We start from the raw sequence: 22956 nt of genomic DNA, 5'->3' as shown, positions 1-22956 counted from the left end.
TCAGTGGGAGCCAATCGGTGCCTCCGGTTCGGCTCGTAACGCCACGTCGTCGGTCCAAAAGTCCTCGATCAACTCTTCGAGCATCTCGTGACAGTCACTACAGCCGGTGCCGGCGTCGCAGTACTCGCCGAGGCCGTCGATCGTGACGACACCGCGCCGTATCCAGCTGACGATCTCGTCCTCGTCGACGCGGTGACAGACGCAGACATGAGTGCTCACGCCGCCTCCTGCCACGCTTCGAGCAGGACGTTCGGATAGATCCGTTCGATGTCCGGGACGTTGAAGCGCACGGTGTCGGTCAGCACGGTGAGTAGATCCCAGAAGTCCCGCGGCTGCGCGTGCTGATCGTGAGCGGCGGCGAGCAGTTCCACCGGGCTGATCGGCTCGCCTGCCCGGTGCCTGCGTGCCAGGTCACCGGCCGGGGCGTCGGAATCGGACAGCCGTTTCCAGCTGTTGCCCACGTCCAGGTCGTGTGGTTCGGTGACGGCCTCGATGGCCGCGAAGGTCTGCGTACACTCCGGACCGGCGTCGTGGCGCGCGCACATCCGCCGGAGAACGCGTTCCCGATCCGCCGGCGGCAACAACACGCTCAGGTCCCGCAGCACATCCAGCGGTTCGTCGGTGGTGTGGATGAAATTGATCAGGCCGTTGATGGCGCCGAGACGTTCACGCAGGTGATCGGGCCGGCGGAGCCGGGCAGTGGCCGGTCCCTTGAGAGAGGCCAGCCGGACCGCTCCAGGCACCCCATTGGGCCGGTACCGATCGTCTCGAAGGACCAGCAGCACACAGTCGAGGGACTGCAATAACAGATCCATCGCGGCGATCCGATACCGATCCGCGAAGTTCAGCTGGAAACGCCAGGTTTCGCGGATCGTCAGGCGGTTGTGCCGTACCCGAAGGACGTCCACCGGAGCGAAGCCGTGTTCCCGCAGAGCCTGCAGTGCGACGCCGTACCGTCGGCCCACGGCGGCTTCCGGCTTGAGCACACACAAGGCGATCCCGAGGACCTCGTGTACGTGACCCCCGAAGGTCCAGACCGCTTCCCGGAAGTAGTTGTCGGCCCCGAACAACCGAGCCTTCACCGGCGATCGCGTCAGCGCAGCCAACACGTCTGCCGGAATGTCGTGCATTCGCGGCGCGGCGTTCCCGCCGCCATCCATGGTTATCTCGTCCATCACTGCCCCCGTATCCGCGGCGTCGTGCGGCCCTAGATGAGCGCGAACCGGCGCCGCCTCGCGTCCACGAAACAGCCCTTGTCGAACGGCCCGGCGTTCAGTTCGAGCTCGGGGAAGAAGGTGCGATAAGCGGTGAACGACACGAGGTGCCAGATGTCAGCCTCGGGAACTCCGAGCGCCCGCACGTTCTCGATCTGCTGATCGATGGGTTGGGTCCCCGCGGCGACCACGCCCTGATCCTGATACCACAGGTCGCTACCGGCCTCTTGGTGCAGGTCCTGGCCCGCCAGACGCGCGACGTCACTGCGGTCGGTCATGAGCATCATGTTCGAGGGGCCGACGATCTCGATGGCACGCTTGGCGATCGCGAAGTCGACGTGCTCACCGTCGAAGTTGAGGCATGCCGCTATGCGTCCCTGGTGGGCGCCCCGCATGATTGCTGCCGGCACGGGTCCGACCTGCTCGTGCAGATCGGCCAGGTTCCACGACGGAAGGTCGTACGTGGCGAGGAGCTGGTCGCGGTTCGCCCGGGCCTTGGAGGTGCGGAAGGCGTGCTTGATCAGAAGCGGCATCTCGTTGAAGAGGTGGTCGGTGACGACCCGGACCCCGGAGTGCGGACACTCGGCCGCCTCGGCGGCCGCGAGAACCTCCTCGATGCAGTCGGCACCCAGCTGCGGATTTTCCTTGGCGAAGTGACCGAGCGCGGGGCGTACGCCGCTCTCGACGAGCCGTGTCACGATCCACTCCAGAGACGGATGGTCCGGGGTGAACTGGGCCGCGAGATACGAGCTGGACTGTAGGGCGTCGGGTGACAACATGATGTAGACCAGCCCGAGCGGGCCGCAGCCGGCGAGCTTCTCCCATTCCTCCTTGGAGGGAGCCCAGACCGACGAGGCGGGCGTGCCGCCGAAGCTGGCGACGAGGGGGCCCTCCAGTGCGATGGCCGGCACGAACGGGAGCTTGCCGTCCGCCTTCAGGGCCGCGAACTCGCGCATGAAGGCGACGAATCCGTCGAGCCGCTCCTGGCGCAGATAGAGCGTCGGGATGCAGAGAAGGCCCTCGGAGGCGGCGTGCTGGTCGACCGCGAAGAGGTCGATCTCGGCGAAGTTGGAGAAGTCCACCGTGCCCAGCCCGTGACAATGCACTTCGACCGGCAGGGACGGGACCAAGTACGGCTCGTCGACGCCCAACCCACGCGCCTCGTACTTGTCGACGCTGATGAGACCGTCACGTCGCTCCGCGAACGCACCGAATGAACCGGCCGGATCGACCCAGGCTTTCGAGGAAGGAGTGAAATCAGAAATTGCCACACAGGCCTCCCGTGAGTTTGAAGCAGGGTGAGTCGTAAAAAGGGCTCACTGAAATGCCGACGACGGCTGACGCATGCCAAGGCACGCGCGATTCAAGCCAGCCGTGCGGATCGGGCCGAAAGAACCACAGGCAGGCTGACCGTCACCCTCGACGGAGTGTCACAGGAACCACGTCAGCCCAGTGGCCGGAATTGCGGCTGCCCGAATCGGCATTCATCTGCAGACACATCAAAGCTGCACCCCCCGTCGACCTCGTCGCCCTGCCAGGACAGACGATGGCCGGCCATGCTCCATGCGAAATTCCGCTGGAACTATCCCCGTGGTCAACATTGCCGCAGTCGTCAGCGAAATGCACTGCCCAGATGCTTGAGGCGACCTGGGTCGACGGGCGATGCAAGCATCGCCCGTTCCAACGACGATCATCAAAGTAAGCGGATTCGTTTCGCGTGTCAACCGGCTGTCACCGCGTCTTCACCGCAAGTCCGCGACCGCGTCATGTCCCAGCTGGCGGATCTGCAGCGCCGGTTGGGCGCGCTGGAGGCGCTGCTAAGAACGCCGAGTATGACCTGTGCGTGATCGCTTCGTGACGGTGCGCTCAGGCGAGCAGTCCCACACGTTCGCTGCGCGTCACGCCGAACGCGCGGAGCGTGGGCGGACAGTGACGTTGTGTGAACACCGTCACTTCTGCGTTGAGCATTGCGAGCTTTGGCGGTATAGCCGGATTCCAACTCAGTCCACCGAACGGTCATGCGTCGGCATCTCCCCGGCGGATATGGGAGTGGTCAAAGCGGCATGCCGCCGGGATGATAGGAGTGAATGTGAGGGCTGGGACATCTCGTTTGCGGTCGTTTCGAGTGGCCGCCACGGCGGTCAGAACAATGATTGGTGGTGTGTGCCCCCGTGTGGCGGTTCGCGTCGACGGGGGAGTTGGATCATGTTTGCAAAAATATTGTCGGCTGGCTTCATTGTGTCAACTGACGTTATCTACCGCGCCTTTTCAACCACTGAGGCCCTGGCATGAGCGGGCGAGGTTCCGCCCCGATATCCCTGAATGGTCTGAAAATCAAAACCGTCCTTGTGATGTTATTGCTGGCTCGGGGGAGAGCGGGAGGACTCGACCCTCACCCGGGTGCCCATGCAGATCACCTCACTGTGGTCCCGGGCCAATGACGGGGCCGAGTTGCCGTGTCGAGCTGATTGGGCCGCGTGATGAACAACCACTCCTCCGGGCTGGCCGGGTTGCCTCCGCGCGCCGGCCAACTTGGACGATGAGTTGTCAACCAGCTACTAATCGTTGACCATGGATGGAGGTGACTGACCCAGGGCGAAGCTGGCAAGGGCGGACTCATGGTCACGTACATGCCCATCCTCAAAGGCCGGGAAGGCGAGTTCAAGGCGTTCGCGCACCTGCCGACGGCCCTGGTTTCACACATATTGCCGATCTTTGAGGTAGTCGCGACCGCCAACGGCCCCATCAAGGACGCCTACCGATTCGTCAACCAGGTACGCGAGTCGGCTCCGGCCGATCTGAGGATCGCGGTTGATGTTCGGCATCTCAGCGACCCAACCGAGGGCGTGCGTCTGCCATTGCGCGACATCGCCTACGACCTCGCCGCCTGGGGAATCCCGATGCTGCCAGTCCTCCACCTGTACGACACCGAGGCACGGCTGGCCGACGTGCGACTCGCGGCCGACCTCCATAGCGGCCACACGATTCTCCGGCTGGGTAGCGACAACCGTGGCCCCGACGACGGGGAAGCCGAGGAGGCGTTGGATCGCCTTCAAAATGAAATCGGCCTGACCATCGAGCATTGCCACCTGGTCCTCGACGTGTCCGAGGTGCGATCCGAACGCGACCTGACCAGAGTTGAACCGGTCGTGCGCAAATGCGCGTCCTGGGCCCGGCGCTACCCTTGGCGTTCGATCACTGTTGCCGCCGGCGCCATGCCGCAGAGCATCTCGCACCTCCCGGTCCACAGGCCAACAGCCCTACGGCGGTGGGACCTGCAGCTGTGGCAACGCGTGCAGGACCTCGGCATTCAGTACGCGGACTACGGCATCGCCCACCCCGGGATAGCCGGAGCGGCTTGGCGACCTATGCCCAGTCTCCGCTACAGCGACGACGAGGTGTGGTGGATCTACCGTTGGCCCCAAGTCACAGCCGACAGGCACGCGATGTACGACCTGTGCAAGGAACTGGTTGCCTCCGACCATTGGCCTATACAAGGACGAGACTTCTCCTGGGGCGATCACCAGATCGCTGCGCGGGCGGACGGCGTCGGCGGGCCCGGCAACGCCGCAAACTGGCGCGCCTGGACAACCTCGCACCACCTCGCGCAGGTCATGGATCAACTCGGTAGGTCCGGTCGGCGTTGAGGTGGGTTGCGCCCTCGCCGCGGCTACGGCCGTCCACCATCGACCGGCGGAGCCGTTCCCGCCCTTGACCGACCGAGGTGCTCGCGGCCGTACGCCCGGAGACGCCACCCGCCTCGGGGTTCCGCAAGAGAAGCGCCCACTTCTCGATCGCCGAGCTCGTGCTGCGCGACGTCACCGGTGAGACGTTCCTGCGCTCGTCGAGCGCCTGGTGTCGTACCGCTGGGACTGGTCTCCACCAGCTTCGACCAGTGGTATCCGGAACAGAGCTGGTATCCGGCCGCCCTCGGGCACGACGGGGACGGCAGGGCGCTGGAGGACGGCTGGCGACCCGCGCGGAGGCGGCCTCGGGCGGCGTGTGGACCTGCGCGGACGCCGCCGACCCCACGGTCCGTATAGGGCTCGTATAGCCGCCGGCGGCACTCTCGACCTGCCCGACAAAGGGCGTGCCCCTCCCAGCCGGCGCGCCCCCGAACCAAATGGAGCCGACATGCCGAACGCCGACCTGACCGCTGGCCTTGATGCCGCCCGCAAGCAGGAGATCAAGACGATCGTCTGCGACATCCTCGAGCTTGAGGAGGACGAGGTCAGCGAGACCAGCCTGTTCAAGGAGGACCACGCGGCGGACTCGCTGAGCGCCATCGAGATCCTCGCCGCCCTCGAGCGCAGCCAGCGCGTGACCATCGACCAGGCCGAGCTGAGCCGGATGGTCAACCTCCAGGGCATCTACCAGGTCGTCGAGCAGACCTCGCGCCGCTGACCGCCCGGCTCCGACCGCAGATGGGTGAGATGATGCAGCACGCTCCAGCACCGGGCGCCACGCGCCGCCGGGTCGTCATCACCGGCCTCGGTGTCATCACCAGCATCGGCACCGGCGTCGAAGCCTTCGCGTCGGGGCTGCGGGAGGGGCGCAGCGGTGTCAAGGCGATCACCGCCTTCGACACCGCCGGCTTCGCCCACGCCCAGGGCTGCGAGGTGGACGACTTCGAGCCGGACGCCTGGATCCAGCGCCTCGACCCCGCGGAGCTGGGCCGGGCGAGCCAGTTCTCGGTCGCCGCCGCCCGGATGGCGGTCGCGGACGCCGGCCTCACCGAGGAGGACGTCCGCGCCCGCCGGTGTCTGGTCTCGGTCGGCACCACCGACGGTGAGTCCCGCGACCTCGACGAGCTGGTCGAGGCAGGGCTCCGCGACGGGCCGGAGTCCTACGACCCGGTGCGGGCCCGGCGGGTCTCGGCCGGCCGGCTGTCCGCCGGCATCGTCCGCGAGCTCGCGCTCGAGGACGTCGAGGCCGTGACCATCCCGACCGCGTGCGCGGCGGGCAACTACGCGGTCGGGTCCGGGTACGACGCCCTCAGCAGCGGCGACGTCGACATCGCCCTGTGCGGCGGTGCGGACGCCATGTGCCGCAAGACGTTCACGGGTTTCTACCGGCTCGGCACCATCGCCCCGGAGCTGTGCCGCCCGTTCGACCGGGACCGCGAGGGCATCCTCACCGGGGAGGGCGCCGGGATCCTCGTGATGGAGAGCCTCGACTCCGCGCTGGCCCGCGGCGCGCACATCTACGCCGAGGTGCTCGGGTACGGGCTCGCCTGCGACGCGCTGCACCCCGTCGCGCCCGACCGGGACAGCATCGCGCGTACGGTGCGCAACGCCCACCGGCACGCGGGTGTCACCGCGGACCAGATTGACTTCGTCTCGGCGCACGGCACCGGCACCAAGGCCAACGACGTCACCGAGTGCGGGGCGCTGCGGCAGGTGTTCGGCGACGACGCCGTGCCGCGCACCATCTCGATAAAGTCCATGATCGGGCACAGCATGGGCGCTGCCAGCGCGGTGGCCGCCGCGGCCTGCGCCATCGCGGTCTCCCGCGGGTTCATCCCGCCCACCGTCAACCATCGCGTCACCGACCCCGAGTGCGCCGTGGACTGCGTGCCCAACGAGGCGCTCGCCATGGAGCTGGACATCGTGCAGAACAATGCGCTCGCCTTCGGTGGCAACAACGCCGTGCTCATCATGCGCCGGTACCGGAGCGCGGCATGAGCTGGATCGTGACCGGCATGGGCGCGGTCGCCAGCGTCGGCGCCGACGCGGAGGAGATGTTCTCCGCGCTGGTCGCCGGCCGCAGCGGCATCGACGAGCTGCGCGGCTTCGACCGCAGCCGGTTCCGGGCGCAGGTCGCGTACGAGATCGACGACCGCCCCGAACTCGGCTCCGACGAGCCGCTGCGCGCCACTCGCTGGCTCGTGCAGGCCGTCGCGGCGGCAGCAGCGGACGCGGGGCTGGGCGACGACCTGAGCGAGGTGCCGGTCCTGGTCGGCACCACCCTGCGCGAGCTGCGTTCGGTCGAGCTGTCCTGGCGGGACAAGGTTCCGTTCCACGTAAGGGATCTGCACTTCGGCACGGCGCTGCGGCAGCACTTCCGGGCCGCCGACACGCACACCGTCGTCAACGCCTGCTCCGCCTCGCTGTACGCCCTCGCCCTCGGCGCCGACCTGCTCGACCTCGGGCACGCGGACACGGTGGTGATCGCTGGAGTGGACACCCTCACGGAGAGCACGTACGGCCTGCTGGACCGCTGCTATCCCGAGGCCCCCGACCGTGTACGCCCCTTCGACCGCAATCGGCGCGGCATGCTGCAGGGTGAGGGCGCCGTCGCGATCGTGCTGCGCCGGGAGGCCGCCGGTCCCGGTCCCGCGCCCCGGATCCACGCGAGGGTGCGTGGTGTCGCGGTCAACTGCGATGCGTACCACCCGTCCGCCCCGCAGGCCAAGAGCATCGCCGCGGTCACCGAGGAGGCCCACAGCCGCGCCGGGATCACCCCGGGCGACATCGACCTCGTGCTGCTGCACGGGACCGGCACGCCGCTCAACGACGAGGCGGAGTCCGAGGCGATCAGCGCGGTCTTCGCCGGGGTGGAGCCAATGCCGCACATGACCGCCATCAAGTCGATGACCGGCCACACCGCCGGGGCGTCGGGGCTGCACAGTCTGGTTGCCGCGGTGCTGGCGATGCGCCGCGGCGTCGTGCCGCCGGTGCTCGGCCTCACCGACCCGGTCGAGGCGGTCTCCGGGTTCCGGCTGGCGCGCGGCGCGGCCGTACGGCCCGGCGAGCCGATGCGCCTGGCCCAGATCGACTCCTTCGGCTTCGGCGGCCTCAACGCCGTGGCCGTCATCGAGAGCACGGAGGACACGCGATGACGCCCGAAGGCCGGCGCGCGGTGGTGACCGGGCTCGGGCTCGCCGTCGCCGGTCTCGAGGACGCGGGCGATCTGCTGCAGCCGCGCGGGGACCGGCGGGACCCGGCCCCCGCCGACCCGGTGCGCCGGCTCACCGGCCGCGGACTGCGCTACAAGGACCGCGCTACCAAGCTGGCCCTGGTCGCCGGCCGCGACGCGCTGCGCTCTGCCGGCCTGGTCGGCGAGGACGACCGGGTGGCTGTGCCCGGCGAGCGGGTCGGCGTGGTCGTCAGCACCAACCTCGGCAACGTCGACACCGTCTGCGACACCGTGCAGGCGATCGCGGAGCACACCTACCTCGGCACCAGCCCGATGACGCTGCCCGCCACCTCCAGCAACGTCGTCGCTTCCTGGCTGGCCATCACGTACGGCCTCCGCGGAGCGAACCTGACCCTGTGCAACGGGCAGACCTCCGGCCTCGACGCCGTGCACTGGGCGGCGCTGCTGATCGCCGCGGGGCGCGCCGACCGGGTGCTGGTCGCCGGGGCCGAGCCCGACAACGCGCCGGTCCGCCACGTCCTGTCCAGCTCCGGTGTCACCGCGGAGCCGTTCGACGGCGCGGCGGCGCTGGTGCTCGAAGCCGAGTCGGCAGTCCTCGACCGGGGCGTGCGGCCGTTGGCCGTCGTCGGGCGCTACGCGCGGCGCGCCTCGCTCACGACGGCCGTCGCCCAGGTGACCGCGGGAGCGGCCCCGGTCGGGCTGTGGTGCCTGCCGGAGCGCGGGTCCGATCCGATGGGGGATGTCGTGACGGGTGCGCACCGCATCGACCTGTCGGCGACGTTAGGACCCGCCTCCGGCGCGCTGGGTGTCCTGCAGTGCGTGGCCGCAGCGGCGTGGCTGTGCGGCCCGCACGCGGGGTCCGTGCTCGCCACCGCCGGCATCGGTGACGCGGGAGGCGAGGACGCGGCCGCCGCGGTCGTCCTGTCCTCGTACGCCCCGTGACGGCGACGGGCGCACGGCTGATCCGCCCGGCCACCTCCGACGCACCGCAGCGGGTGCTGCTGCTCTCCGGCCTGGCGGGCAACGACGCGGTGTGGGAGCCGTTCACGGACGAGCTCCCGGGCGGCGCCGAGGTGTGGATGGCGGAGCTGCCGTGGAGCTCGTTCAGCGACCCGGCGTGGAGTCACCGCGGCGACCCCGCGGAGTGGATCGGCCGTTCGCTGGTGGCGATGCCGGGCACGGTGGACGTCGTCGTCGCGCACTCCTTCGCGGTACCGCTCACTCTGGAGTGGCTTGCCCGCAATGCGGACCGGCCCCGCTCGGCCATGGTGCTGGCGCCCTTCCACCGCCCCACCCCCGGCGATTTCACCTGGGACACCGCCTCGACGTACCTCAACGGTTTCCACCGGATCCTCGAGGAGGGGCTGCGGGTACGGTCCGCCGGTCGGCTCGGGGACGACGTCGTCGCGGGGATGGCCCGGCGGGTGCGGGACCGGATCGGGCCGTACGGCTGGACCCGGTTCTTCGACGCGTACCTGCGTACTCCGTTCCTCGACGTCGCCGCGCTGGACCTGCCCGTGCGGATCGTGGCCGGCGCCGACGACTTCTGCGCGCCGCCCGGCGATGCCGCTGCCCTCGCGGCGCGCCTGCCCGACGCCCGGCTGGAGATCCTCACCGGCTGCGGCCACTTCCCGATGGCCGAGCGACCCGGGCACTGCGCCGGTGTCGCCGGGGACCTGCTGCGGGAGCTCGTCCGCCTGACCACCACCTCAAGGAGCTGACGTGACCCTGACCCTGGCCCCGACCCTGTCGCTGACGGAGCCGTCCGAGCTGACGATCCGGCCCCGCTACGAGGGCTCCAACATCTGCACCTGGATCGGCTTCAAGCACGTCAACTACCTCGTCGAGGAGTCGGTGCTGAACCACCTGCGCGAGGGCGGGCTGCCGCCGGGCGCGATCTACGAGACGTACGGCCTGTGCACCGACCTCGTGGACATCGACACTCGCATCGTGCACGCCCTGCACATCGACGACGTCGTCACCGCCACGGTCCGCCCGCACCGGCGCGCCCGCGACGGCGAGCTGCTGTTCGGGGTCGTGCTGCAGGTCGCCCGGGAGGAGGGCCTGGTCAAGGCCGCCACGTCGACCGTACGGGTGCAGCTGCGCCACGACCCCCGCGGCGGGGGAAACCAGCCGATCCCGACCGTGCTGCAGCCGCATGTCGTGTCGCAGCTGGGCGCGGCTCCCGGCTGGGACGTCGAGGCGCCCGAGGTCAACCTCGACGCCGACGACCTGATCAAGCAGCTGACCGCCGGCAGCAACGCCTTCGCCTGGAAGTGGCGCATGCCGTACTGGTACTGCCACTTCACCGAGCGCGTGCAGATGTCGGGCTACCTGCGGCTCATGGAGGAGGTCGTGGACCTGTTCCTCGAGGACCGCGGCGTGTCCATCAAGACGCTGCTGGACGAGCAGAACTGGATCCCGGTCGTGCCGCGCTCGCGGATCACCGTCCTCGACGAGGCCCGCATGGAGGAGGACCTCTACACGGTCTTCACCGTCGAGGAGGTCTTCAAGGACGTCACGTACACGGCCCGGATGGACACGTACGTCGTGCGCGACGGCGCCCTGGTGCACACCTCCACGGGCACCATCACCCACGGGTACGCCCTCATCGAGAACCGCCGCGACTGGAGCCTGGTCACCTTCGACGACCGGATGAACGCCGCCCTGGCCGGTACGTCGGCATGACCACCGACGTCATGGTCACCGGTATCGGCGCCGTCTCGTGCCACGGCACCGGCGCGGACGCGTTGTGGAAGGCCATGACGGACGCCGCGGCCCGCCGCCCCGACCGCCCCGCCGATCCGCCGGCGGTGATGGACCGCCCACTGATCCACCTCGCCCCGGACGGGGATCTGACCGGCGCGCGCGCAACCCGGTTCGCTGTCGCTGCGGCCCGGGAGGCGTGGCGCGACGCCGGGCTGGGTCCCGCCGAGGCCGGTGCCGGGGTGGCGGTCGTCGTCGGCAGCTGCATGGGCGAGCCGGGCATCAACGAAAGCGACCGGCGCGGGGATGTCGCACCGGAACAGGGCTGGCTGCCGCCGTTCCGGCTCGCGGCCGGGGTCGCCGGGGCGCTCGGGGTGCTCGGCACCGCCCAGGACATCGCCAACGCCTGCGCCGCCGGCGGGTACGCGCTCGGCGCCGCGGCGGACATGATCCGCGCGGGTGAGGCCTCCGTGGTCGTCGCCGGTGGCGCGGACGCGTACTCGCGGGTGGCGCTGGGCTGCTTCAACCGGCTAGGCGCCGTCGACCCGCAGCGGTGCCGCCCCTTCGACCGGAACCGGGGCGGCACGGTCTTCGCCGAGGGCGCGGCAATGCTCGTCCTCGAGTCGCGTGAGCACGCCGAGGCGCGCGGAGCCGTGCCCGGCCGTGGCCTGCGGCTCGCCGGCACGGCCTGGAGCTGCGATGCGGGGCATCCCACGGCGCCCGAGCCGGAGGCGGAACAGATCGTGCGCGCGATGAGCGAGGCGCTCGCCGAGGCCGGCGGCGCCGAGGGGGTCGGCTGCGTCGTGCCGCACGGCACCGGCACCCGACTCAACGACGCGCTGGAGAGCCGGGCGCTGCACCGGGTGCTGGGCGCCCGCGCCGGCCGCGTACCGCTCTACAGCCTGAAGGCGTTGCTGGGCCACACGGGCGGGGCGTCCGGCGCGCTCGGTGCCGTGGCTGGCGCCCAGATCCTGCGGCACGGCAGCGTCCCGCCCAACGTACGCCTCGACGAGCAGGACGAGGAGTGCGACGTGTCGCTGCCCCAGGACGGGCCGGTCCCGCTCGACGGGGGCCGGGTGCTGGTGAACGCGTATGGCTTCGGCGGCAACAACGTGTCCCTGGTCCTGGAGGCGGCATGAGCGCCGTTGCGGTGACCGCGGTCGCGGTGGTGAGCCCCGGCGGCGACAGCGCCACGGCGGCGCTGGGCGGCACGGACACAACGGCCGGCTGGTTCGACCATCGCACCCGCCTAGGTGCGCGGGGATATCGCTACCTGCCGCCCGCGACCCAGTACGCGCTCGCCGCGGCCCGGCACGCCGCCGGCGGCACGGGCCTGGCCGAGGTCCCGGAGGTACGCCGCGGCCTGGCGCTGGCCACCAACGGCGGACTGGGACGCCTCTTCGACGACATGGACCGCCAGGTCGCCAGTGCGGAAGGCGCGGAGGGGCTGGCGCCCGTGAGCGCGCCGTACTTCGCGCTGAACGTCCTGGGCAACCGGGTCGCCGCCGACCACGGCCTGAAGGCGTTCGCGCTGACCATGGCCTCCCCGCGGACAGCCGCGATGGACGCCGTGGAGGCGGGTGCCCGCGCGCTGCGGGCCGGTCGCTGCGACGTGGCCCTGGTGGCCGCTACCGAGCATCACCTGCCGGACGCCGGCTCGGGTTCGGCCCCGGGCGAGGAGGGCGCGGTCGCCCTCGTGCTCGAGGCGAGCGACGGCCGGCAGGAAACGCCCGTTCTCCGGGCGGGATCGCTGTTCGTGCCGCCACAAGTCCTCGCCGCCCCGGGTGGCACGGAACGGGCCGCCGTCGCCATCAGGGCCGCCGTCCGGCGGGTCACCGGCGATGCGGCGCCCGGCCTGCGGGTGCGGCTGATCCTCGACGGCTCGGGCCTTGCGGAGCTGACCGCGCGTACGGTGGCCGCCGCCCTGGCCGGGTCGGACGTCACCCAGCACCGCACCGAGTCGCCGCTGGGCTGCCTGACCCCGGCGCTGCACCTCGCCGACGCCCTCACCGGCGAGCCGGGCGACACCCTGCTCGTCACCGCCGTCCACGACGGACATCTCGCGATCACCCTGGCGTGCCGCCCCGGCGCACGCCATCGGTCTCCCGGACAGGAGTCCCGGCCATGATGAAGTCCCTCTCCGGCACGTGGTGCCTCGTCCTCGGCGCGTCTAGCGGGATCGGCCGGCAGATCTGCCTCGGCCTGGCCCGCGAGGGCGTGCACGTAGCCGGGGTCCACTTCGACACCGCCGCCCGCCAGGGCGAGGTGGCGGAGCTGGTGACCCAGCTGCGCGACTTCGACGTGCGCGTCGAGTTCTTCAACGCCAACGCGGCGAGCCGCGAGACGCGCACCCGGGTCGTCGCCGCCCTGCGGGAGCTCACGGGCAGGACCGGCATCCACCTCCTCGTGCACTCCCTCGCCTTCGGTTCGCTCGTGCCGTTCCTGCCGCGCGACGGCTGGGACAGGACGCTGTCCTCGAGGCAGCTGGAGATGACCGCCGACGTGATGGCACACAGCCTCGTCTACTGGACCCAGGACCTGCACGCCGCGGGCCTGCTGCGTCCCGGCGCCAAGGTGTTCGCAATGACGAGCGCCGGGGTCGGGCAGGCGCTGCCGAGCTACGGCGCGGTGTCCGCGGCGAAGGCGGCGCTGGAGTCGCACGTGCGGCAGCTCGCCTGCGAGCTCGCGCCGCACCGGGTCGCGGTCAACGCGCTGCGGGCGGGCGTCACCGTCACCCCCGCCCTCCAGCTCATCCCCGAGCACGCCGGCTACGTTGCCCGCGCCGCGGAGAACAACCCGCACGGGCGGCTCACCCAGCCGGAGGACGTCGCCGAGGCGGTGGCGCTGCTGGCACGCACCGATTCGTCCTGGATCACCGGCAACACGATCGGCGTCGACGGCGGGGAGTTCCACGCGGCCGCCGGCGCCTGGGGACCGTCCCCCTCGTAGCCCTGCGGAAGCTGAGGAGTCGCACCATGATGACCACATTCCTGCCCGCGGACCCGCTGGTCGTATCGGGCTGGTCGGCCATGTCCCCGTACGGTCTCGGCGCGCAGCCGTTCATCGACGGCGTCCGGGAGCAGCGCTCTGCCATCACCGCCGCCGAACCGGGTACCGCCGGGCCGTTCGACCGCGCCGGGCGGATCCCGGAGTTCGACGCCCGCACCGTGCTGGGCCGCAAGGGCACCCGGTCGATGGACCGGGCCACCGCGATTGCCGTGGCCACCACGGCGGCGCTGCTGGAGTCGGCCGGGCCTGGGCTGACCGCGGACCACCCCGAGGAGATCGGGATGGTGCTGGGCACCGGGCACGGCAGCGTGCAGAGCATCATGGACTTCACCCGCGACGCGCTCGCCGGGGACAAGCCGTTCCACGTCGACCCGGCGCGCTTTCCCAACACGGTGATGAACCGGGCGGCGGGGCAGAGCGCGATCTGGCACTCGATCAAGGGCCCCAACACCACTGTCGCCGGTGGCCGGCTCACCTGCCTGCTCGGGCTGCGCTACGCCTCGCGGCTGCTGCGCCAGGGCCACTGCGCGGCGGTGCTGTGCGGGGCGGTCGAGGAGTTCTCGGTCGACCGGGCCTGGCTGGAATACCGGGGCTGGTTCGCCGGGTCCGCGCCCGGTCAGCCCGCCGGCCCGCTGGGCGAGGGCTGCGCGCTCTTCCTGCTGGAGCCCGCGGGACGGGCGCTCGCCCATGGCCGGATGCCCCTCGCCACGATCGCCGCTGCCCGCTTCCTCGCGTTCAGCCGTATCGAGGGCGCCCAGCACGCGGTCGCGCGGGCGGTCACCGAAGCCCTCAAGGAGGCCGACGTGCCGGCGGGCGATGTCCGCCTGGTCGTCCCCTCCGACCTCGGGGGTGCGCTCGGCGCCCGCGAGGAGGCCGCCCTCGACGAGGTGCTGGCCGGCCACACGCCCCGCCGGCAGCGGCTGCGGTTGCTGCTCGGCGACGCGTCGGCCGCATCCTCGGCGTTCCAGCTGGCAGCCGCGCTGGCCCTGGCCGCTCCCGGCGACACCGTCCTCGTCACGTCCGTCGACCCCGACGGACAGGCGGGATGCGTCGTGCTGCGTGCGGGCGCCTGAACGCCCGCTGATCCACCCCCATCCGCCACTGAGAATGGAGAGAACCATGACCGACACAGCCCGCCCGGCGAGCGTCCTGACGATCGACAAGGAGGAGCTGCGGGCCCGGATCGCCACCGTCCTCGACATCGACCCTGCCGAGATCACCGACGACGCCCACTTCGCCGACGACCTCGAGGTCGACTCGCTGCTCGCGCTGGAGATCACCGTCCGGCTGGAGCGTGAGTACGGCGTCAAGCTCGACGAGAAGGAGCTGCCCGCCATCACCTCCCTGCAGGCCACCTACGACCTGCTGAACCGCAAGCTGCGGGAGCAGGGGTGAGCGCTGCGAGCCCGCTCGGCGCGGCGCTGCAGCCGCTGCGACGCGACGCCGACGGTGCCGCGGCGGCCTTCACGGTCGACCCGGCCGACCCGGTGCTCATCGGGCACTATCCCGGCTTCCCGGTGCTGCCGGGCGTCTACCTCATCGAGGCGGCGGACCGGACCGTCAAGCACTGGAGCGAAGGCGGCCGGGCCGTGCGGCTGACCGCGGTGGCCCGGTGCCAGTTCCTGCATCCCGTCTACCCCGGTGACCGGGTGGTCACCGAGGTGACGGTCACCGGTGCGGACGGCGACGAGCTGGTCTGCCGGGCCCAGGTGCGCACCGGCCGCGGGAAGGTCGCCGACGTCCGCCTGCGCTACGCGAGGGAGTCCCGATGAGCACGTACGGTCTGGAGCGCATCAGCCGCACGATCCCACACCGCACGCCGATCCTGCTCGTCGACCGGGTCACCGAGGTCGTCGCCGGCGAGCGCATGACGACCCGCAAGGCCGTCTCCGCCAACGAGCCGGTATACGCCGGCTTCGCCGGCGAGGCCGGAGACTACTCGTACCCGATCCCGCTGGTGATCGAGTCGTGGGCGCAGTCCGCGGTGCTGCTGGCGGTCTGGGAGTGCCCGAACCCGGACGTGCTGGCCGGCAAGGTCGAGCTCGCCGGCTCCATCAAGGAGATCGCCGTCGAGGGCCAGGTGTTCCCGGGGCAGGTGATCGAGCACCACGTGCAGCTCGTGAAGTCCCTCGACGGCACCGCGATCCTCGCCGGGGAGAGCCGGGTGGAGGGCGCGCCACTGCTGCGGGTGGGCTCCTTCGTGGTCGCCCTGCGCGACGTCACCGAGCTGCCGGCGCCGACCCTGTCCATTCCCGCACCGGCGCTCGCCGGTGCGCTCGCCTGAGGAGGCAGCGGCATGAGTCAGCAGCAGAGTTCCGGCGTCGTCATCGTGACCGGCGGCTCCCGGGGGATCGGCCGCGCGGTCGTGATGCGCCTCGCCCGCGACGGGTACGACATCGCGTTCTGCTACCGGTCCGACGTGGCGGCGGCCGACGAGGTGGAGAAGGCCGTGGTGGGGCTGGGCCGGCGTGTGCTGGCCCGCAAGGTGGATGTCGGGGACCGCGCGGAGAGCGCCGAGTTCGTCGAGTCCGTGGAGCGCGACCTGGGCCCGGTCACCGGTATCGTCACGTCGGCGGGCGTGACCCGCGACCGCCCGCTTGTGATGATGGACGGCGAGGATTGGGACGCGGTGATGCGCACCAATCTCGACGGGACGTACAACGTCTGCCGGCCGGCCATCTACCCGATGATCAAACGCGGTGTCGGGGCGGTCGTCACGATCTCCTCCGTCGCCGGGGTCGCCGGCAACGCCGGGCAGACGAACTACTCGGCCTCCAAGGCCGGGATCATCGGGTTCACTCAGTCGCTGGCCAAGGAGGTCGGCCCGTACGGGCTGCGCGCCAACGCGGTCGCGCCGGGGTTCATCGAGACCGACATGACCGGTGCGATGTCGGAGAAGGCGACGAAGGGGATGCTCGGCCGCATCCCGCTGCGGCGCTTCGGCAAGCCGGAGGAGGTCGCGCCGCTCGTCTCGTACCTGATCTCGGCGGAGTCCTCCTACGTCACCGGGCAGGTGTTCCAGGTCGACGGCGGCATCGCGCTGTGAGCGCAGGACCGGCGCGGCGTTCCCAGCGTCCGCCGCGCTTCTACTTCTCGCTGCGCAGCCCGTACTCGTACCTCGCGTACCGGGACCTGCTCACGCACCACCCGCAGGTCGCCGGGCAGCTGGAGTGGGTGCCGTTCTTCGAGCCCGACCAGCGGAGCCTGGCGATGCTGGTTGAGGCGGGCGGCAGCTTCCCGTACGTGCCGATGTCCCGGCAGAAGCACCACTACATCCTGCAGGACGCACGGCGGCTCGCGGCCGCGCGCGGGCTGAGCCTGACCTGGCCGGTCGACCGTGACCCGGTGTGGGAGGTGCCGCACCTGGCGTACCTGGCCGCCCGGCGGCACGGGCTCGGCCCCGCGTTCATCGCCCAGGCCGCGGGTACGCGCTGGGAGCAGGGCCGCGACATCTGCGACCGGGAGGTGGTCGCGGAGATGGCGACGGTGCTCGGACTCGACGGTGACGAGCTGGCCGGTGCGGCCGAGGATGCGGTGCTGCGCGCCGAGGGAGTGCAGGCGCTGCTCGCCGTCGACCACGACGGTGTCTTCGGCGTGCCGTTCTTCATGCACCGGCGGCAGAAGTTCTGGGGTATCGACCGGCTGCCCGCCTTCTTGGAGGCGCTCGCGGCCGACCCGGTCCGCGCCGAGCCGCCCGTGGACGCGGGCCGGCTGGTGACCGTGCCCCCGCCGCCCGGCGTCGACGACGGACACGCCGGCGGGTGCGGCTGACGGCGGCAACGGCCGTATAGGGGCGATATAGCGCTGGCGGCAAAGCTTGTGGCAGATCGACGGAACGGGGGGAAGGTGCCCGAGTTCGACAGCTTCACCGGCGCGCTGCGCCGGCGGGTGGCCGAGAGGCCGGGTCACGTCGCGGTCCGGTTCCGCGCCGGGGACGGCGACGAGCGGCTGACCTACGCCAAGCTCGATCTTGCCGCCCGCGCGGTGGCCGCTGCGGTACGGGCCCGCACCGCCCCGGCGGACCGGGTCCTGCTCTCCTGCGCCCCGGGCACGGCGTTCCTCAAGGGCTTCCTCGGCTGCCTGTACGCGGGCCGTGTACCCGTTCCCGTCCCGCCGCCGGGCGGCCGCGCCCCGCAGACCCAGCGCACCGCCGGCATCGCCCGCGACACCGGCGCGGAGCTGCTCCTGACCGACATGGCCGAGGCGCTGTCCGGCGATGGGCTCGGCGTCCCGACGATCCTCACCGTGCAGGAGGCGTTGCGGGCCGACCCGTCCGACTGGACACCGCCGTTGCCGGAGCGGCAGCAGCTCGCGTTCCTGCAGTACACCTCGGGGTCGACCAGCGAGCCCAAGGGCGTGATGGTGCACCACGGGGCCCTGGCCCACAACCTCGCCCTGATGCGGGACAGCCACGGGTGGCACGGCGGGATGACGTGGTGTAGCTGGCTGCCGGCGTACCACGACATGGGCCTGATCGCGATGATGCTCGCGCCGCTTTACCTCGGCGGGACAGCGGTGCTGATGCCGGCCACCGACTTCCTCAAGCGGCCGGTGTCCTGGCTGCGCCTGATCGACCGCTGCGGCGCCGAGATCTCCTGTGCGCCGAACTTCGCGTACGAGCTGTGTGCCCGGCTCGGCGACGAGCAGATCGCCGGTCTGGACCTGTCGCGGTGGCGCTACGCCTGCAACGGCGCCGAGCCGGTGGACGCTCGTACGCTCGCCAGGTTCGCCGAGCGGTTCCGTTCCGTGGGCCTCAAACCCTCGGCGCTGCTGCCCGGCTACGGGCTGGCGGAGGCCACTCTCTACGTCTCCGGTACGCCGGTGCGCGAGGAACCCGCCGTGTTCCGGGTGGACCCGGCGGCGCTCGAGCAGGGTCGGCTCGCCGAGGCGAGCACGGACGCCGTCGAGGTGGCCGCCAGCGGCGTCGTCCGGGGCCTGGACGTGCGCATCGTCGACCCGATACGCCTCACCGAGACCGCGCCGGGCGTCGTGGGGGAGGTGTGGATCCGCGGCCGAAGCGTCGCCCAGGGCTACTGGCGGCGGCCGGAGGAGACCGCGCGGACGTTCGGCGGGACGACTGCGGGCGGCGACGGCGGCTTCCTGCGTACTGGTGACCTCGGCGCGTTCCACGACGGCAAGCTGGTCGTCACTGGCCGGCTGAAGGAGATCATCATCGTGCACGGCCGGAACCTGTACCCGCACGACCTTGAGCGGGAGGTGCAGGCGCTGGACCCCGCGTTCGACGGCCTGCCTGCCACCGTGTTCGCGGTCCGCCCGCCCGGGCGCACCCACGAGGAGATCGTGGTGACGCAGGAGATCCGCGGCCGCGGCGTGCCGGTGGAGGATCTGCAAGCCCTAGCCCGGCGCGCCCGCACCGCCCTGGCCCGGCGCCTCGGCGTCGCGGTCGCCGGGCTCGTGCTGCTGCGCGTGGGGCGCACCCGCCGCACGACGAGCGGGAAGATCCAGCGCAACCTGATGCGCGACCTGTTCCTGCGCGGCGAGCTGGAGGCGTGGCACGAGGAGCTGGACCCGGCGCTGCACGGCGGCGCCGCGCGTCCGCTGCGGACACCGGCGGCGACGGGCGGGGCCCGCTCGTGAGCCGCGTGACCCTGGACGCCCTGGCCGGGCGGTGGACGCCGCACGCTCTGGCGGCCGAGCTGGAGAAGCTGCTCGCTGGCGCGGCGCGAACCTTCACCCCGCAGCAGAGCGCCGCGCTGGACCGTGACGAGAGGTTCCCGGCCGGCATCTGCCGCAGCTTGGACGCGCTGGGCCTGCCGCGGTGGTTCGTGCCGGAGGCCCACGGTGGCGCGCTGCGCGACAGCGAGGACCTGGCTCAACTCATCCGCGTGCTCAGCCGCCGTGACTTCACCGTCGCGCTGGCGCACGTGAAGACGTACCTCGGCGCGGTGTCGGTGTGGGTCGCCGGGTCGGACCGGCAGGCCGCCGCGCTCGCCGCCCGGGTGAGCGCCGGCGAGGTCGTCTCGCTGGCTCTCACCGAGCACGAGCACGGCAGCGACCTGCTCGCCGGTGACCTGAGCGCCACACCTCTCGCCTCGGGCGGCTGGCGTCTCGACGGCGAGAAGTGGCTCATCAACAACGCCACACGGGCCGGCATGGTCTGTGTGCTGGCCCGCACGAACCCCACCGGCGGCGCTCGCGGTTTCAGCCTCCTGCTGGTCGACAAGGCGGCGCTGACCCCGGGGAGCTGGCGGGCGTTGCCGGCGGTGCCCACGCATGGGGTCCGCGGGGCCGACATCAGCGGCATCGCCTTCACCGGCGCCCGGGTCGCCGCGGACGCGCTGATCGGGGCCGAGGGCGAGGGCCTGGAGACGATCCTCAAGGGCTTCCAGATCACCCGTACGCTCTGCTCGGCCATGTCGCTGGGCATGACCGACCACGCGCTGCGCCTGGCGATGCGGTTCGCCGGCACCCACCGGCTGTACGGCCGCCCGCTGGCCGAGCTGCCCCAGGCCGCCCGTACGCTCGCGGAGTCCTACGTGGACATGTTGGCGATGGAGGCGGTCAGCCTCGTCGGCGTCCGCAGCATCCATGCCCTTCCGGCCGAGCAGAGCGTCGCCTCGGCGGTGGTGAAGTACCTCGTGCCGAGCCTCGGCGACGGAGTCATCGACGGTCTGCGCGGCGTCCTCGGCGCCCGCGCGATGCTGGTCGACGACCACGAGGAGGGGGCGTTCCAGAAGCTCGACCGCGACCACCGCATCGTGGGCATCTTCGACGGCAGCACCGCGGTCAACCTCAACCTGCTCGTCAACCAGTTCCCGGCCCTGGTACGCGGCTACCGCGCCGGGCACACCGACGAGCCCGGCCTCGCGGCGGCGGTGACCTTCGACGGGCCGCCCCCGCCGTTGCAGCCGCAGCGGCTCGCGCTCTACTCGCGTTCCGGCAGCAGCGTGGTGCAGAGCCTGCCCGCCGCCGTGGCCGGCATCCAAGAGCTGGCCGGTCGCCACGACATCCCGGACGCCCTCGCCGACCGCTGCGCCCGCCTGCGCAACGTGGCGGACAGCGTGCACGCGGAGCTTTCCACCGTCCGGCCATCGCCTCGTGGCGTCACCGAGGAGACGTTCGTGCTGGCCCGTCGCTACGCGGTCCTGTACGCCGCCGCGGCGAGCACACACCTGTTCCTGGCCGGCTTCGCGGCCCGGGCCGCCGATCCGCTGTGGCAGAGGGGCGCGTGGCTGGATGCCGTACTCGCCCGGCTACTGCGCCGGCTGACCGGCGAGCCAGACCTCGACGACGAGGACGGTCCGGCCGTCGACGCGCTGCTGCCGGTCCTCCGCGCCCAGCACGACGGCGGGCAGCTGTTCTCCATGTTCCCCTGCGAGCTGGCGAAGGAGGAGCCGTGACGGTCGACATCCGCCCGGAGGAGGGCTACCGCACCCGGGCCGCCCGCCTGGAGGACGTGCTCGGCCCCGGCGACGACCCGGCGAACCCGCTCGGGCACCGGGCCGTGCTCGCCGCTGACGAGCGGGGCGTGCTTCTCGCCGACGGCGAACGCGCGCTGCATGACTTCGGGCTGAACGCCGAGTTCGTGCCGGCGCACCTGGGCGGGCGGTTCGAACGCGCCGATCGGTTGGGGCAGCTGATGCGCGCCGTGTTTCGGCGTGACTGCGCGCTCGGCATCGGGTACGGCGTCACGAGCTTCATCGCCGGGCTCCCGGTCTGGGCCGACGGCACGCCGGAACAGCAGGCCCGGGTGGCGCGCACCCTGCTCGCCGGCGGGCGGGTCGTGGCGGCGTACACCGAACTGGCGCACGGCAGCGACTTCTCGCGGACCGAGTTCACCGCCGCGCCCGGCCCCGACGGGTTCGTGCTCGACGGCGGCAAGCAGCTCGTGAACAACATCTCGCGCGCCGAGCTGGCCGTGTTCTTCGCCCGTACGGCCGAGGGGCCGGGCAGCCGGGGACACTCGCACCTGTTGGTGGACCTCACGGCGCTGCCCGCGGGCCGGGTACGGCGCGACAAGCGGTATCCGGTCTCCGGCGTGCGCGGCTGCCTGCTCGGCGGCATCGAGATCGACGAGTGCGTCGTGCCGCCGGAGGCCCTGCTGGGCGCCGAGGGCGGCGCGATGGAGACCGTCCTGCGCGTCTTCCAGGTGACCCGGGCCGTGCTGCCGTCCATGGTGGTCGGCGTCGGTGACACCCAGCTGCGGACCGTCCTGGGCTTCGCCCGCGACCGCCGGCTCTACGGCCGGAGCCTCGCGGACCTGCCGTCGGCGCGCACCACGCTCGCCGGGTGCTTCGCCGACCTGCTCGTCTGCGACGCCTTCGCCTCCGTCGTCGGCCGTTCGCTGCACCTGCGGCCCGGCGAGACCAGTGTCAGCGCCGCCGCGGTCAAGTACCTGGTCCCCAAACTGCTGCAGGAGTCGTCGTACCGGCTCTCGGTCCAGATGGGGGCGCGCAGCTACCTGCGGACCGGTTCGTACGCCATGTTCCAGAAAGCCGCGCGGGACCTGCCCGTCGTTGCCCTGGCCCACGCCGGCAGCGCCGTCTGCCAGGCCAGCCTGGTGACGCAGCTGCCCCGGCTCGCCGAACGTGGGTGGCGCTCCGCCCTCGCCGCGCAGAGCCCGGAACACGACGACGCCGGGTCCGTGTACGACCTCGACGGGCCGCTGCCGCCGCTACGCCTGGGCGCCCTGGAGCTCAACGCGCGAGGCGCGGACAGTCTCGCCGGCGACCTCGTCCGGATGCACCCCGTCCTCGTCGGACGCGCCGGCCGCGAACCCGCGCTGGGCCTGCTCGCCGGGCTCACCGGGCTGTTCGTGACGGAGTTGCGCGGGCTGGCCGACCGGGTGCTCGCGCTGGCGCCCCGCGACCGTACGGTGCTGGCCGGGCCGCGGGCCTTCACCCTCGCCGACCGCTACGCCCACGTGCTCGCCGCCGCGGCCGTCGCCGCCGTCTGGTGGCACTCGTACTCAATCGGCGCCGGCACGCCATCCGCGGATCCGGTCTGGGCCGGCGCCGCGCTGCACCGGCTCGCCGCCCGGCTGGGGCTGCGGCCCGGCCCGCTGCCGCCGGACATCGAGGACCGGCTCTTCGCCGACCTGACGGCCCGCCACGAGGCCGCCCGCACTTTCGACCTGTTCCAGGGGCACCTGGCCTCTGGACCCGCCCGACGCCCAGGGAGCTGACCG

Annotated in this window: 22 protein-coding genes; 19 read left to right on the top strand and 3 right to left on the bottom strand. The window is 71.7% G+C overall.

What is annotated here, in order from left to right; translation table 11 throughout:
- From FBZ33_RS19760 to FBZ33_RS19750, 3 genes are read right to left on the bottom strand one after another with little or no spacing between them, the layout of a single operon-like run.
- Complete coding sequence (locus tag FBZ33_RS19760; RefSeq protein WP_185755354.1) at nucleotides 1-219, bottom strand: (2Fe-2S)-binding protein; 219 nt, start codon at nucleotides 217-219, stop codon at nucleotides 1-3.
- Nucleotides 216-1175, bottom strand: a complete 960-nt coding sequence (locus FBZ33_RS19755; protein WP_141910216.1) for a hypothetical protein — start codon at nucleotides 1173-1175, stop codon at nucleotides 216-218. Before FBZ33_RS19755 ends, FBZ33_RS19760 begins: the two co-directional genes overlap by 4 nt.
- A gap of 32 nt (nucleotides 1176-1207) precedes the next feature.
- The gene (locus tag FBZ33_RS19750; protein ID WP_221629493.1) at nucleotides 1208-2365 is read right to left on the bottom strand and encodes a hypothetical protein; all 1158 of its coding nucleotides are present in this window, start codon (nucleotides 2363-2365) and stop codon (nucleotides 1208-1210) included.
- 1479 nt (nucleotides 2366-3844) lie between these two features.
- Between FBZ33_RS19750 and FBZ33_RS19745 the strand changes: the two genes are divergently transcribed.
- The 19 genes from FBZ33_RS19745 to FBZ33_RS19655 all read left to right on the top strand — a co-directional run bounded on the left by FBZ33_RS19745 (nucleotide 3845) and on the right by FBZ33_RS19655 (nucleotide 22953).
- Nucleotides 3845-4861 carry a beta family protein gene (locus FBZ33_RS19745; RefSeq protein ID WP_185755353.1) on the top strand — a complete coding sequence of 339 codons (1017 nt, stop codon included), beginning with the start codon at nucleotides 3845-3847 and terminating at the stop codon, nucleotides 4859-4861.
- A gap of 487 nt (nucleotides 4862-5348) precedes the next feature.
- On the top strand, nucleotides 5349-5618 hold the full coding sequence (locus FBZ33_RS19740; RefSeq protein ID WP_141910214.1) for an acyl carrier protein: 270 nt from the start codon (nucleotides 5349-5351) through the stop codon (nucleotides 5616-5618).
- Between the two features lie 32 nt (nucleotides 5619-5650).
- The gene (locus FBZ33_RS19735) at nucleotides 5651-6898 is read left to right on the top strand and encodes a beta-ketoacyl synthase (protein WP_221629492.1); all 1248 of its coding nucleotides are present in this window, start codon (nucleotides 5651-5653) and stop codon (nucleotides 6896-6898) included.
- Complete coding sequence (locus FBZ33_RS19730; RefSeq protein ID WP_141910212.1) at nucleotides 6895-8055, top strand: beta-ketoacyl synthase N-terminal-like domain-containing protein; 1161 nt, start codon at nucleotides 6895-6897, stop codon at nucleotides 8053-8055. Before FBZ33_RS19735 ends, FBZ33_RS19730 begins: the two co-directional genes overlap by 4 nt.
- Nucleotides 8052-9035, top strand: coding sequence for a beta-ketoacyl synthase N-terminal-like domain-containing protein (locus FBZ33_RS19725; RefSeq protein ID WP_141910211.1), 984 nt, complete (start codon nucleotides 8052-8054; stop codon nucleotides 9033-9035). The genes FBZ33_RS19730 and FBZ33_RS19725 overlap by 4 nt, the downstream gene beginning before the upstream one ends.
- Complete coding sequence (locus tag FBZ33_RS19720; RefSeq protein ID WP_185755352.1) at nucleotides 9032-9814, top strand: alpha/beta fold hydrolase; 783 nt, start codon at nucleotides 9032-9034, stop codon at nucleotides 9812-9814. The genes FBZ33_RS19725 and FBZ33_RS19720 overlap by 4 nt, the downstream gene beginning before the upstream one ends.
- A 1-nt stretch (nucleotide 9815) precedes the next feature.
- On the top strand, nucleotides 9816-10781 hold the full coding sequence (locus FBZ33_RS19715; protein WP_141910210.1) for a hypothetical protein: 966 nt from the start codon (nucleotides 9816-9818) through the stop codon (nucleotides 10779-10781).
- Entirely contained in the window at nucleotides 10778-11938 is a 1161-nt protein-coding gene (locus tag FBZ33_RS19710; RefSeq protein WP_141910209.1) for a beta-ketoacyl synthase, read from the top strand. Before FBZ33_RS19715 ends, FBZ33_RS19710 begins: the two co-directional genes overlap by 4 nt.
- Nucleotides 11935-12927 carry a beta-ketoacyl synthase N-terminal-like domain-containing protein gene (locus FBZ33_RS19705; RefSeq protein WP_141910208.1) on the top strand — a complete coding sequence of 331 codons (993 nt, stop codon included), beginning with the start codon at nucleotides 11935-11937 and terminating at the stop codon, nucleotides 12925-12927. Before FBZ33_RS19710 ends, FBZ33_RS19705 begins: the two co-directional genes overlap by 4 nt.
- A complete protein-coding gene (locus tag FBZ33_RS19700; protein ID WP_141910207.1) occupies nucleotides 12924-13748 on the top strand; it encodes an SDR family oxidoreductase in 825 nt (274 codons plus the stop codon). The genes FBZ33_RS19705 and FBZ33_RS19700 overlap by 4 nt, the downstream gene beginning before the upstream one ends.
- Before the next feature lie 26 nt (nucleotides 13749-13774).
- Nucleotides 13775-14881 carry a beta-ketoacyl synthase N-terminal-like domain-containing protein gene (locus FBZ33_RS19695; RefSeq protein ID WP_221629491.1) on the top strand — a complete coding sequence of 369 codons (1107 nt, stop codon included), beginning with the start codon at nucleotides 13775-13777 and terminating at the stop codon, nucleotides 14879-14881.
- 46 nt (nucleotides 14882-14927) lie between these two features.
- Nucleotides 14928-15203, top strand: a complete 276-nt coding sequence (locus FBZ33_RS19690; RefSeq protein WP_141910206.1) for an acyl carrier protein — start codon at nucleotides 14928-14930, stop codon at nucleotides 15201-15203.
- Nucleotides 15200-15580: a 3-hydroxyacyl-ACP dehydratase FabZ family protein gene (locus FBZ33_RS19685; protein WP_141910205.1), complete on the top strand. Its 381-nt coding sequence runs from the start codon at nucleotides 15200-15202 to the stop codon at nucleotides 15578-15580. The genes FBZ33_RS19690 and FBZ33_RS19685 overlap by 4 nt, the downstream gene beginning before the upstream one ends.
- Entirely contained in the window at nucleotides 15577-16092 is a 516-nt protein-coding gene (locus FBZ33_RS19680; protein ID WP_141910204.1) for a 3-hydroxyacyl-ACP dehydratase FabZ family protein, read from the top strand. The genes FBZ33_RS19685 and FBZ33_RS19680 overlap by 4 nt, the downstream gene beginning before the upstream one ends.
- Before the next feature lie 12 nt (nucleotides 16093-16104).
- On the top strand, nucleotides 16105-16854 hold the full coding sequence (gene fabG / locus FBZ33_RS19675) for a 3-oxoacyl-ACP reductase FabG (protein WP_141910203.1): 750 nt from the start codon (nucleotides 16105-16107) through the stop codon (nucleotides 16852-16854).
- On the top strand, nucleotides 16851-17579 hold the full coding sequence (locus tag FBZ33_RS19670) for a 2-hydroxychromene-2-carboxylate isomerase (protein ID WP_141910202.1): 729 nt from the start codon (nucleotides 16851-16853) through the stop codon (nucleotides 17577-17579). Before fabG ends, FBZ33_RS19670 begins: the two co-directional genes overlap by 4 nt.
- Before the next feature lie 75 nt (nucleotides 17580-17654).
- The gene (locus tag FBZ33_RS19665; RefSeq protein ID WP_185755351.1) at nucleotides 17655-19406 is read left to right on the top strand and encodes a fatty acyl-AMP ligase; all 1752 of its coding nucleotides are present in this window, start codon (nucleotides 17655-17657) and stop codon (nucleotides 19404-19406) included.
- On the top strand, nucleotides 19403-21169 hold the full coding sequence (locus FBZ33_RS19660; RefSeq protein ID WP_185755350.1) for an acyl-CoA dehydrogenase family protein: 1767 nt from the start codon (nucleotides 19403-19405) through the stop codon (nucleotides 21167-21169). Before FBZ33_RS19665 ends, FBZ33_RS19660 begins: the two co-directional genes overlap by 4 nt.
- Nucleotides 21166-22953: an acyl-CoA dehydrogenase family protein gene (locus FBZ33_RS19655; protein ID WP_141910199.1), complete on the top strand. Its 1788-nt coding sequence runs from the start codon at nucleotides 21166-21168 to the stop codon at nucleotides 22951-22953. Before FBZ33_RS19660 ends, FBZ33_RS19655 begins: the two co-directional genes overlap by 4 nt.
- Nucleotides 22954-22956: the final 3 nt, after the last annotated feature.

Source organism: Micromonospora sp. A202, from assembly GCF_006715105.1.
Classification (GTDB): domain Bacteria; phylum Actinomycetota; class Actinomycetes; order Mycobacteriales; family Micromonosporaceae; genus Micromonospora; species Micromonospora zamorensis.
The sequence above is the reverse complement of the archived record's forward strand: the minus strand, read 5'-3'. Positions and strand labels throughout refer to the sequence as shown.

Bases quoted from the DNA above. Each gene is read 5' to 3' on its own strand.
- FBZ33_RS19710 (WP_141910209.1), top strand. From the start codon at position 10,778: ATGACCACCGACGTCATGGTCACCGGTATCGGCGCCGTCTCGTGCCAC.
- FBZ33_RS19740 (WP_141910214.1), top strand. From the start codon at position 5,349: ATGCCGAACGCCGACCTGACCGCTGGCCTTGATGCCGCCCGCAAGCAG.
- FBZ33_RS19690 (WP_141910206.1), top strand. From the start codon at position 14,928: ATGACCGACACAGCCCGCCCGGCGAGCGTCCTGACGATCGACAAGGAG.
- FBZ33_RS19700 (WP_141910207.1), top strand. From the start codon at position 12,924: ATGATGAAGTCCCTCTCCGGCACGTGGTGCCTCGTCCTCGGCGCGTCT.
- fabG (WP_141910203.1), top strand. From the start codon at position 16,105: ATGAGTCAGCAGCAGAGTTCCGGCGTCGTCATCGTGACCGGCGGCTCC.
- FBZ33_RS19705 (WP_141910208.1), top strand. From the start codon at position 11,935: ATGAGCGCCGTTGCGGTGACCGCGGTCGCGGTGGTGAGCCCCGGCGGC.
- FBZ33_RS19755 (WP_141910216.1), bottom strand. From the start codon at position 1,175: ATGGACGAGATAACCATGGATGGCGGCGGGAACGCCGCGCCGCGAATG.
- FBZ33_RS19680 (WP_141910204.1), top strand. From the start codon at position 15,577: ATGAGCACGTACGGTCTGGAGCGCATCAGCCGCACGATCCCACACCGC.
- FBZ33_RS19730 (WP_141910212.1), top strand. From the start codon at position 6,895: ATGAGCTGGATCGTGACCGGCATGGGCGCGGTCGCCAGCGTCGGCGCC.
- FBZ33_RS19695 (WP_221629491.1), top strand. From the start codon at position 13,775: ATGATGACCACATTCCTGCCCGCGGACCCGCTGGTCGTATCGGGCTGG.
- FBZ33_RS19725 (WP_141910211.1), top strand. From the start codon at position 8,052: ATGACGCCCGAAGGCCGGCGCGCGGTGGTGACCGGGCTCGGGCTCGCC.
- FBZ33_RS19735 (WP_221629492.1), top strand. From the start codon at position 5,651: ATGCAGCACGCTCCAGCACCGGGCGCCACGCGCCGCCGGGTCGTCATC.
- FBZ33_RS19745 (WP_185755353.1), top strand. From the start codon at position 3,845: ATGCCCATCCTCAAAGGCCGGGAAGGCGAGTTCAAGGCGTTCGCGCAC.